We start from the raw sequence: 11,268 nt of genomic DNA, 5'->3' as shown, positions 1-11,268 counted from the left end.
GGGTCATCCCGACTTACCAACCCTTTGCAAACTCCGAATACCGTAAAGTACTATCCGGGAGACACACGGCGGGTGCTAACGTCCGTCGTGAAGAGGGAAACAACCCAGAGCGCCATCTAAGGTCCCAAAGTGTATGTTAAGTGGGAAACGATGTGGAAAGGCCCAGACAGCCAGGAGGTTGGCTTAGAAGCAGCCATCCTTTAAAGAAAGCGTAATAGCTCACTGGTCGAGTCGGTCTGCGCGGAAGATGTAACGGGGCTAAACATACCACCGAAGATGCGCCTGCGTACTTTGTATGCGGGGTAGGGGAGCGTTCTGTAAGCCGTTGAAGGTGATCCGAGAGGGTTGCTGGAGGTATCAGAAGTGCGAATGCTGACATAAGTAACGATAATGGGAGTGAAAAACTCCCACGCCGGAAGACCAAGGGTTCCTATCCCATGTTAATCAGGGTAGGGTGAGTCGACCCCTAAGGCGAGGCGGAAACGCGTAGTCGATGGGAAACGGGTTAATATTCCCGTACTCGACATGAATGCGATGGGGAGACGGAGCAGGCTAGGCAGGCATGGCGTTGGTTGTCCATGTGAAAGTAAGTAGGTTGGAGACTTAGGTAAATCCGGGTTTCCTTAAGACTGAGATACGAGACGAGCTACTACGGTAGTGAAGTTGTTGATGCCATACTTCCAGGAAAATCCTCTAAGCTTCAGTTCATGTGGAATCGTACCCCAAACCGACACAGGTGGTCAGGTAGAGAATACTAAGGCGCTTGAGAGAACTCGGGTGAAGGAACTAGGCAAAATAGTACCGTAACTTCGGGAGAAGGTACGCTGCTGACGGTGAAGGGACTTGCTCCCGGAGCTGTTGGCAGTCACAGTAACCAGGTGGCTGGAACTGTTTATTAAAAACACAGCACTGTGCAAAATCGCAAGATGACGTATACGGTGTGACGCCTGCCCGGTGCCGGAAGGTTAATTGATGGGGTTAGCGGCAACGCGAAGCTCTTGATCGAAGCCCCGGTAAACGGCGGCCGTAACTATAACGGTCCTAAGGTAGCGAAATTCCTTGTCGGGTAAGTTCCGACCTGCACGAATGGCGTAATCATGGCCACGCTGTCTCCACCCGAGACTCAGTGAAATTGAATTTGCGGTGAAGATGCCGTATACCCGCGGCTAGACGGAAAGACCCCGTGAACCTTTACTATAGCTTGGCACTGAACATTGAACCTACATGTGTAGGATAGGTGGGAGACTTAGAAGCAGGAACGCTAGTTCTTGTGGAGTCGTCCTTGAAATACCACCCTTGTAGTTTTGATGTTCTAACGTAGGTCCCTAATCGGGATTGCGGACAGTGCCTGGTGGGTAGTTTGACTGGGGCGGTCTCCTCCTAAAGAGTAACGGAGGAGCACGAAGGTTTGCTAAGTACGGTCGGACATCGTACGGTTAGTGTAATGGTAGAAGCAAGCTTAACTGCGAGACGGACAAGTCGAGCAGGTACGAAAGTAGGTCATAGTGATCCGGTGGTTCTGAATGGAAGGGCCATCGCTCAACGGATAAAAGGTACTCCGGGGATAACAGGCTGATACCGCCCAAGAGTTCATATCGACGGCGGTGTTTGGCACCTCGATGTCGGCTCATCACATCCTGGGGCTGAAGTCGGTCCCAAGGGTATGGCTGTTCGCCATTTAAAGTGGTACGCGAGCTGGGTTTAGAACGTCGTGAGACAGTTCGGTCCCTATCTGCCGTGGGCGTTTGAGAATTGAGAGGGGTTGCTCCTAGTACGAGAGGACCGGAGTGAACGAACCGCTGGTGTTCGGGTTGTCATGCCAATGGCACTGCCCGGTAGCTACGTTCGGAATCGATAAGCGCTGAAAGCATCTAAGCGCGAAGCGAGCCTCGAGATGAGTTCTCACTAGAGCTATAAGCTCTCTGAAGGGCCGTTGGAGACTACAACGTTGATAGGTTGGGTGTGGAAGCGCTGTGAGGCGTTAAGCTAACCAATACTAATTACCCGTGAGGCTTAACCATACAACGCCAAAGTGGTTTGTATGAAGCACTGATGAATAGCAAGAAGTTAGATAGAACTAAAGTAGACGAATTGAATATCAGCCTTCCGAATTTATGGTTCTGAATTTATCAACACCTTCCATGGCGTTGACCCTAACGGGCCGCACTAAAGTGCGTTAAATTTTGTTCCAGACAAAATTTTGCTTGGTGACAATAGCGTTTTGGACCCACCTGATCCCATTCCGAACTCAGTAGTGAAACGAAACAGCGCCGATGGTAGTGTGGGGTTACCCATGTGAGAGTAGGACATCGCCAGGCTCCTAATAAGAGAAACCCGTTGCAGCAATGCAGCGGGTTTTTTGCTATGTGCGTTTTAAATTATCAGAGTTAAGTTACATTTTTAAATTACATTGTATGTTTTTATTTAAAAAAGCAGATGAAACATTGTTATTAGGTGGGCGATAAACATATAAAAAGAAAGCCACCGATAAATCAGAGTCTTATTGATTCGACTCACTTAAAAATTAATCTAATACTGCTTAAGAATGGATTTTATGAAGCGAAATATAGTTTGATAGTTTTTACCTAAAAGAATTAACCTCAATTAAAATACAGGCCTTAGTATTGCCCTTGATTTAATTGTTTTAGTTTTTTTATTGCCAGCTTAGTCAGTTTGGCGTCATAAGGATTTTTTAAGAGCCAATTTAAATGATATTTAGCGTTATCTCTTTCTTCAGTTTCTAAATAGATTTGAGCCAAATAGTAGTGTGACCAGTGTAGGTAATTGTTTTCAGTTTTACCGACATAATTTTGAATAAAATAGTTTAGTGCGCTGATGCCTTGTTGGTGTTTGTTTGAGTTTTTAAGCGAGATTTTACCTAAATAGTAATGAGATTGTAGTTGTGCCTCATGATCTTGTTGGGTAATAGCTTTGAGTGATGTAATAAAGATAAGGTGCTGTTCAGCTAAATCCATGTACTGATTTTGCCATAGCGCTAAGCTAAGTAGTAACTGTAACGGTAAGTCGTTTTGATGAGATGTTTTTGCTTCGTTAATTAGCTGCTCAAATTCATCTTTCCCTTTAAGTTCAGAGTAGTAAGCTAGCCTTGCTAAAAATCCGTAATGTATGCTCAGTTCTGTAATTGGATCAATCATACTGATGGCTTTTTCAGAATCACCACCAAAAAAGACCGGCGTATTTAAGTAGAAGCTCATTAGTGCAAATTTAAATTTTGCATTGTTAGGATCGAGCTTTTCAGCCTGTAAAAAATGGGTTAATGCTTGTTGTGCTAGCGAATAAGAAAATAAAACAGCATTTGTCGCTTCAGAGGCACTCGTTTTAGCTTTTAAATAGTGTGCTGTAGCAAGTGTAGGGTTTTTTCTTAGTAATTGATCACTGAGCAATTGGGCTTGCTGAAAACTCTCTTTAGCGATGGCCTCTTCAATTGCGCTAACGGCTACTAATTGTTCTGTATTTAAGACATTTAAATGATCATATCGATAGGGTTTGATTACTTGGCTGGATATAGGCTCGCTGGCACTCAAAGGTAAAGTGAGCATCATACATACGCTCAGAGAAATGAGTCTAATTTTCATAGTGATACATCCAGTATTCATTTTTTCTTAGCATAACAGGCTTTACAAAAAATAAGAATTACCTATTAGAGGGCTTGATGGTGATAAGTGCTAACTCTGCTTGGTCTCAAGCAATCTACTCAGCTGTTCTATACGTTGGCTCATTCCTAGAATAATTTGATCTTTTAATTTGTCCTTCATGTTACTTGGTAGGCGAGAGAGTGCGTTGGATGAAATTGCTAGTAAAATAGTATCTTCACACGCTCTAGCATTAATACTGCGTTGACGCTGACTAATAAAACTTCCTTCGCCAATAAACTCTCCCGGCTCCACTCTTCCTAATTCAACCTTATCATTATGCCGAAACATCATAAGTGCGCCACTTAAGACTAAATAAAGAGTTTTGTCGTTATCAAATTGTTGGAAAACAAAGCGATCTTGCTTGACTAGTAACAGCGCTGAGAATGATTCAAGTAACACTTGGCGTTCATCTAAACTAAAACTTTTAAAAAAAGAGAGCCGATTAATGATCGCCATACGTTTGATTAAGGGCGTATTTTCGATAAGTTTCATGTCAGTCACTAGCTCAAATTAAAATACTAGCTTATCAGTTTAAATTCCGTTCTTTCAACTTTCTGGTCAAAGTATTGCGCCCCCAGCCAATTTTAACCGCAGCATCTTGCTTGTGGCCATGACAGTGGTTAAGTGCAGTATTAATCAGTCGGATTTCAATTTCCGCTTGGATATCGGGCCAAATGTTTTCTCGGCCTTGCTTAAGCTCGTTGTCGAACCAAACCTGAAATTGTTCTAACCAATCACTCGATACAGTGGTTTTGCTTGCGCTAACAAATACTTCACTAGGTAAGTCAGCCTCGGTGACGACTCGTCCAGGTGCCATTACGGTGATCCAGCGACAGGTATTTTCAAGTTGGCGAACGTTACCTGGCCAATGAAAGGCTTTAAGTTTTTTGGTCGCATCGGGCGCAAGTATTTTGCTTTCAACTTTAAGTTCTTTTGCACTTTTGGTTAAAAAATAATTGGCTAGTTTTTCAATGTCTTCAGTGCGCTCGCGCAGGGCTGGAAGTTTTAAGCGTACAACGTTTAAACGGTGAAATAGGTCGTCTCGAAATTTGCCAGCGTTGACCAACTCTTCAAGATTTTGATGAGTTGCAGCAATGATGCGAACATCAACTTTGATACTTTGATGACCACCAACGCGATAAAACTCACCATCAGCGAGCACTCTTAATAGACGAGTCTGGACATCCAGTGGCATATCACCTATTTCATCCAAAAATAAAGTGCCACCGTTGGCTTGTTCAAATCGACCTTTACGAACGCTGTCTGCACCGGTAAATGCGCCTTTTTCATGACCGAAGAGTTCGGATTCAACTAACTCTTTTGGAATAGCAGCCATATTGAGGGCAATAAACTCTTTTTCTTTACGTGGGCTGTGATTGTGAAGCGCGCCGGCAACGAGTTCTTTACCTGTGCCTGATTCTCCGTTAATCAATACGCTCATACTTGAAGCCGATAGTTTCCCTATCGCCCGAAAAACCTCTTGCATTGCAGGGGCTTCGCCAATGATATCTTGCGTCTTTTGCTCTGGTTGTGCCGGTTTCGCTTTTGTTTTGGTTTTTGTATTGGCACGACATGCGCTTTCTACTAAATTTACTGCTTCGTTTAAATCAAACGGTTTTGCGAGGTATTCAAACGCCCCTTTTTGAAAAGCCTGTACTGCTGAGTCCAAATCAGAATGTGCTGTCATGATAATCACAGGCAGCTCTGGGTAGGTTTTACAAATGCCTTCTAATAAAGTCATGCCATCCATGCCGGGCATGCGTACATCCGATATAAGCACCATAGGTTGGTTATATTCTAACGCGCTCAGTACAGATTCTGCTGAGGCAAAACTCTCGGTTTGAAAACCTGCGCGACTGAGTGCTTTTTCTAGTACAAAGCGTATCGATGCATCATCGTCAACCAGCCAAACTGTTTTCATGTATTACTCCATAACGAAACGAGCATTATTTTGTACTCGTAAATGGCAAATAAATATTAAATTCGGTGTGTCCAGGCCAGCTTTCACACTCAATATACCCATCATGCTGGTCAATTAAAGTTTGAGCGATTGCAAGGCCTAAACCTGAACCGCCCTCTTTATTAGTGACCATGGGATAAAATAAGGTGTCACGTAGTGATTTATCTATACCTGGGCCATTATCCGACACTTTGATCAACAAGGCATTTTTCATTGCTTTATTATGCACTCGCATGTGGTGACGAATACGCGTTTGCAGAGTAATTTCACCACCTTGTATCAATGCTTGTTGCGCATTTCGTACAATATTGAGCACGACTTGTTGAATTTTTCCTTGATCAATAAAAATGTCAGGAATACTTGGATCGTAATCTTTTAACAGTGTGATATTGCTTTGGTTACTCAAGGTGGTGAGCTTCACCACAGACTCCAAAGTTTGGTGAATATTGCACCATGCCTTTTTCGGCAACTGATTGGGACCTAATAAGCGGTCGACGAGTTCAGTCAATCGATCGGCTTGTTCAATAATTAACGTTGCGCATTCATCACGTTCTTGTTGATCGACTTCGTACTGCAATAATTGCGCCGCTCCACGAATTCCACCCAAAGGATTTTTTATTTCATGGGCTAGGCCGCGAATTAAGGTACGAGCAGCCATATATTGATGCATTTGATGAGAGGCTTTGTCGTGTTTAATTTCTTCATCGAGCGCACGGCACTCCAATAAAATGTGAGGCTGTTGTTCGAGGGTGATCCGACGCGAACTAAGCGTGATTTTTGCGTGTCGAGAATCAAGAAAAACCGCGTCAGCTCTGTGTTGGTGGCAGTCACTACCTTCATTTAGTGTATGGCTAATAATTCGCTTTATATCGATAGTATGGTAGTTAAAAAGGGATTCAAACTGTTGGTCAATAAAGCGTTTTGGACCTAATGCAAATAGCTCGCTGGCACTGTCGTTGGCGTAAACTACTTGCAGATTTCGATCAAGTAAAATAACCGCAGTGGCTAAGTTTTCACTTAGAAGTGATAAGGCTTGTTTTGTGAGTGTTGTATTGTCGCGCATTGTTGCACCATTTTAGTGCGCCACTGAAGTTGGTGATTTCAAGAATAAAAAAGTGGCGTTGAAGTTAAGATAGTACGCTATTTTTGTGGCAAAAAAAGTGTGAATACGTAGTCAGATTTGTTAAAGACCTTTGCGGTGCAGATAAATAATAATGGATTTACTTTTGCTAATTTCTTTACCGTCTTTATCAATCAAGCGCATTTGTAGCGTGTGCTCTCCTCGGTCAACATCCCTCAAAGCAAAAACAGATGATGATTGAGGTTCTTGTGTAGCAACACCATCGAGAAAAAGTTGAATGGTCTGGCCGTTTTCAAATCGTGGTGAGACGCGTCCGCTGACATAGACAGAGCCTGAATTTTCGCGAATAGTTGATTGATGTTGCGGTTCGGTAATTTCAATTTCAAATTTTGCTGTTTCAGGTGTTGTGCTTGTTTCTTCGTATAAAATACTGGTATCAACCGCTTGCATATCAATACTGTTCACATTGAGATTAAGTTCTTCGGCATTTTTTTGTGGGGTGTCAGAAAAAACGAGAACGCCTTTGGCATCACGCCAAACATAGATTTTTTTCTGTGAGGCAATGCTGGGCAGTGAAAATAAAGATAGGCATACTGCAAGCAGTATAAAGTGCGTCCCCACGATAAAAATCCTTGTAAATATCTATATTTATTATTTTATAACCATTAACTGTATATTAACTAATTATTTTTGGCTATAAAAAAAGCCTGCAAAGCAGGCTTTGGAACACACATTGAAACAATCTTGATTAGCAGCTGTAGTACATTTCAAACTCAACTGGGTGAGTTGATGTATTTAGCTTTTGTACTTCTTTCATTTTTAAATCGATATACGCATCAATTAAATCATCAGTGAATACGCCACCTTGTGTTAAGAATTCACGATCAGCACTTAGACACTCTAAAGCTTCTTGTAGTGAACCTGCAACTTGTGGGATTTCAGCTGCTTCTTCTGCTGGTAAATCGTACAAATCTTTGTCCATTGCATCGCCAGGGTGGATCTTGTTTTTGATACCGTCAAGACCAGCCATTAACATTGCAGAGAATGCTAAATATGGGTTAGCTGCTGGGTCTGGGAAGCGTACTTCGATACGACGACCTTTTGCTGATGGTACAACTGGGATACGGATTGAAGCAGAGCGGTTACGTGCTGAGTAAGCAAGCATTACTGGCGCTTCGAAATGCGGCACTAAACGTTTGTACGAGTTAGTAGCTGGATTTGCGAATGCATTGATTGCTTTAGCATGTTTAATGATACCGCCAATGTAATAAATCGCTTCTTCAGAAAGACCTGCATATTTATCACCAGCAAATAGGTTAACGCCATCTTTTGCTAATGATTGGTGGCAGTGCATACCTGAACCGTTATCACCAACGATTGGTTTTGGCATGAATGTAACTGTTTTGCCATATAAATGAGCCATGTTGTGGATAACATATTTCATTTCTTGGATTTCGTCAGCTTTCACTACCATAGTGTTAAAACGAGTCGCGATCTCATTTTGGCCTGCAGTTGCTACTTCGTGGTGATGCGCTTCAACAACATGACCCATTTCTTCTAATACTAAACATGTAGCTGAACGCCAATCTTGGAAATCATCTACTGGAGCAACTGGGAAATAACCGCCTTTTACGCCAGGACGGTGACCTGTGTTACCACCTTCATATTCTTTGTCTGAATTCCAAGCTGCTTGCTTAGAATCAATTTTGAACATTGAACCTGACATGTCAGTTTTGTATTTAACGTCATCAAATACGAAAAACTCTGGCTCTGGACCAAACAATACTGTGTCTGCGATACCTGTTGAACGCATGTATTCTTCAGCGCGTTTTGCAACAGAGCGTGGATCGCGTGTATAACCAATTAATGTACCTGGCTCTACTACGTCACAACGTACAATTAAAGTCACTTCTTCTGTGAATGGGTCTAATTTTACAGAGCTTGCATCTGGCATTAATACCATGTCTGATTCATTGATGCCTTTCCAGCCAGCAATTGATGAACCATCAAACATTTTACCGTCTTCAAAGAAATCTTCGTCAACTTGGTGATGTGGAATTGAAACGTGTTGTTCTTTACCTTTAGTATCGGTAAAACGTAAATCAATAAATTTAACGTCGTTATCTTTAATAAACTGTAAAACTGAATGAGACATGTGTCCTCCAAGCTGTGTGTTGTTTTTTAAGTATTATTTTGCAATTGCAATTTTCTTTACTATAAGCTTAATGCGTGCCATGTTTTTATGGTGTTGATTTTAAATGGTTTAATTTAAATTCAGCTCAGTCTATGCACTAAGTTTGCACCATAAAGATCTCGTAATGCACAGTTTTGGTGCATAAAGATGGCCCTTCGCAGTATAGTTTAAAAAATAAATTTTAATAGAATCTCCCACGATGACATGACATTTTAGTGGCAATAAAAAAATAGTTTTAAATTAGATTATTAGACTAACTAAATGTTATTCATCACTAATTGTGTAACAAAACTTCTGTTGAGTGCTCTTTTTTACATAAATATTAAAAATATATATTGGATAAACTTTCATCCCTGCCATTATTAAGGGATAATATGCGACCATTTTTTTAAACGCTATGCTGATTTTTCGCAACTTTTATTATTTGCGAGATTGGGGGCGTAGATCTACTAGGATCAGCCGGATTAATTCTACTGAGTAAGTATATGAGCATCGAAAAGTTAAGAAATATCGCGATTATCGCGCACGTTGACCACGGTAAAACAACCTTGGTTGATAAACTGCTAGGGCAGTCAGGCACATTAGCAACACGTGGCGGTAACGAAGAGCGTGTAATGGACTCTAACGATATTGAGAAAGAGCGTGGCATCACCATTCTTGCAAAAAATACTGCAATCGCTTGGAATGGTTACCATATCAATATAGTAGATACTCCTGGACACGCCGATTTCGGTGGTGAAGTTGAGCGTGTACTTTCGATGGCTGACTCAGTATTACTATTAGTTGATGCACAAGAAGGCCCAATGCCACAAACTCGCTTTGTGACGCAAAAAGCTTTTGCGCAAGGCTTAAAGCCTATCGTTGTAATCAACAAAATCGACAAACCAGGTGCACGTCCGGATTGGGTTATGGACCAAATCTTTGATTTATTCGATAACTTAGGCGCTACTGATGATCAGTTAGATTTTAAAGTAATCTATGCTTCTGCTATCAACGGTTGGGCAACACTAGATTTAGACGTACCTTCAGACAACATGGAACCAATGTTCCAAATGATCGTTGATGAAGTAGCTCCTCCTGCTGCAGATCCGCAAGGCGCATTCCAAATGCAGATCTCTCAACTTGATTACAACTCATATGTAGGTGTAATTGGTGTTGGTCGCATCAAGCGTGGTTCAGTTAAACCAAATCAACAAGTTACTATTGTTGGTGCTGATGGTAAAACACGCAATGGTCGTATCGGTATCGTTCAGTCTTATTTAGGTCTTGAGCGTTTTGAAACTGAGCAGGCTTTTGCAGGTAATATCGTTGCTATCACAGGTTTAGGCGAGTTAAAAATCTCCGATACGATTTGTGATCCAAACACAGTTGAAGCTTTACCAGCACTAAGTGTTGATGAGCCAACAGTAACAATGACGTTCTCAGTAAATAACTCTCCTTTCTGTGGTAAAGAAGGTAAGTTCGTTACTTCACGTAACATTCTTGAGCGTTTACAAAAAGAATTAGTACACAACGTTGCATTACGTGTTGAAGAAACTGACAGCCCAGATAGCTTCCGCGTATCAGGCCGTGGTGAATTACACTTAGGTATCTTAATTGAAAACATGCGCCGAGAAGGTTATGAGCTAGCGGTTTCTCGTCCGCAAGTAATCTTACGTACTGTTGATGGTCAGTTACAAGAACCATTCGAAGTAGTAACAATTGACTGTCAAGAAGAGCACCAAGGTTCTATCATGGAGCAATTGGGTCTTCGTAAAGGTGAATTACGTGACATGTCTCCAGATGGCAAAGGCCGTATGCGTATGGACTTCGTTATTCCAAGCCGTGGCTTAATTGGTTTCCAAACAGATTTCATGACGTTAACGTCTGGTTCTGGTTTGTTATACCATACATTCGATCATTACGGTCCACACAAAGGTGGTGAGATCGGCGTTCGTAAGAACGGTGTAATGATTGCAAATGCAACGGGTAAAGCGTTAACAAATGCATTATTCAACCTTCAAGAGCGCGGTCGTTTATTTATCGGTCACGGTGTTGAAGTATATGAAGGTATGGTTATCGGTATTCATAGCCGCGATAACGATTTAACTGTAAATGCGCTTAAAGGTAAGCAGTTAACAAACGTTCGTGCTTCTGGTACTGATGAAGCGCAAACATTATCGCCACACTTAAACTACTCACTTGAGCAAGCGCTTGAGTTCATCGATGATGACGAGCTAGTTGAAGTTACGCCGTTAAACATTCGTATTCGTAAACGTTTCTTAACAGAAAACGAACGTAAACGTGCTGGCCGTGCACCAAAATAATACTTGTTTCAAGTAATAAAAAACCCGCTGATTAGCGGGTTTTTTATTGCTTAAACTAAATGGCAGCTCTG

Annotated in this window: 7 protein-coding genes and 2 rRNA genes (1 of these 9 running past the window's edge); 3 read left to right on the top strand and 6 right to left on the bottom strand. The window is 41.9% G+C overall.

What is annotated here, in order from left to right:
• Both AC3KZC_RS16070 and rrf read left to right on the top strand, forming a co-directional pair.
• Nucleotides 1-2,021 (top strand): 23S ribosomal RNA (locus tag AC3KZC_RS16070) (it extends 866 nt beyond the left edge of the window).
• 182 nt (nt 2,022-2,203) lie between these two features.
• Nucleotides 2,204-2,318 (top strand): 5S ribosomal RNA (gene rrf / locus AC3KZC_RS16065).
• Nucleotides 2,319-2,618: 300 nt separating this feature from the next.
• Here rrf and AC3KZC_RS16060 read toward each other — a convergent pair.
• The 6 genes from AC3KZC_RS16060 to glnA all read right to left on the bottom strand — a co-directional run bounded on the left by AC3KZC_RS16060 (nt 2,619) and on the right by glnA (nt 8,852).
• A complete protein-coding gene (locus AC3KZC_RS16060; protein ID WP_490579661.1) occupies nt 2,619-3,596 on the bottom strand; it encodes a tetratricopeptide repeat protein in 978 nt (325 codons plus the stop codon).
• Nucleotides 3,597-3,686: 90 nt separating this feature from the next.
• The gene (locus AC3KZC_RS16055) at nt 3,687-4,148 is read right to left on the bottom strand and encodes a Crp/Fnr family transcriptional regulator (RefSeq protein WP_490579662.1); all 462 of its coding nucleotides are present in this window, start codon (nt 4,146-4,148) and stop codon (nt 3,687-3,689) included.
• Nucleotides 4,149-4,182: 34 nt separating this feature from the next.
• Entirely contained in the window at nt 4,183-5,577 is a 1,395-nt protein-coding gene (gene glnG, locus AC3KZC_RS16050; RefSeq protein ID WP_490579663.1) for a nitrogen regulation protein NR(I), read from the bottom strand.
• A 25-nt stretch (nt 5,578-5,602) separates the two neighbouring features.
• Nucleotides 5,603-6,679: a nitrogen regulation protein NR(II) gene (gene glnL / locus AC3KZC_RS16045; protein ID WP_490579664.1), complete on the bottom strand. Its 1,077-nt coding sequence runs from the start codon at nt 6,677-6,679 to the stop codon at nt 5,603-5,605.
• Nucleotides 6,680-6,799: 120 nt separating this feature from the next.
• The gene (locus AC3KZC_RS16040) at nt 6,800-7,318 is read right to left on the bottom strand and encodes a DUF4124 domain-containing protein (RefSeq protein WP_490579665.1); all 519 of its coding nucleotides are present in this window, start codon (nt 7,316-7,318) and stop codon (nt 6,800-6,802) included.
• A gap of 127 nt (nt 7,319-7,445) precedes the next feature.
• A complete protein-coding gene (glnA, locus tag AC3KZC_RS16035) occupies nt 7,446-8,852 on the bottom strand; it encodes a glutamate--ammonia ligase (RefSeq protein WP_490579666.1) in 1,407 nt (468 codons plus the stop codon).
• Between the two features lie 524 nt (nt 8,853-9,376).
• Here glnA and typA point away from each other — a divergent pair.
• Nucleotides 9,377-11,197, top strand: coding sequence for a translational GTPase TypA (gene typA, locus AC3KZC_RS16030; RefSeq protein WP_490579667.1), 1,821 nt, complete (start codon nt 9,377-9,379; stop codon nt 11,195-11,197).
• Nucleotides 11,198-11,268 lie beyond the last annotated feature (71 nt).

It is taken from the genome of Pseudoalteromonas sp. J2K-J031 (genome assembly GCF_058197095.2).
The sequence above is the reverse complement of the archived record's forward strand: the minus strand, read 5'-3'. Positions and strand labels throughout refer to the sequence as shown.

Coding starts and splice junctions, on each gene's coding strand:
- glnA (WP_490579666.1), bottom strand. CDS start 8,852: ATGTCTCATTCAGTTTTACAGTTTATTAAAGATAACGACGTTAAATTT.
- AC3KZC_RS16060 (WP_490579661.1), bottom strand. CDS start 3,596: ATGAAAATTAGACTCATTTCTCTGAGCGTATGTATGATGCTCACTTTA.
- glnL (WP_490579664.1), bottom strand. CDS start 6,679: ATGCGCGACAATACAACACTCACAAAACAAGCCTTATCACTTCTAAGT.
- typA (WP_490579667.1), top strand. CDS start 9,377: ATGAGCATCGAAAAGTTAAGAAATATCGCGATTATCGCGCACGTTGAC.
- glnG (WP_490579663.1), bottom strand. CDS start 5,577: ATGAAAACAGTTTGGCTGGTTGACGATGATGCATCGATACGCTTTGTA.
- AC3KZC_RS16055 (WP_490579662.1), bottom strand. CDS start 4,148: ATGAAACTTATCGAAAATACGCCCTTAATCAAACGTATGGCGATCATT.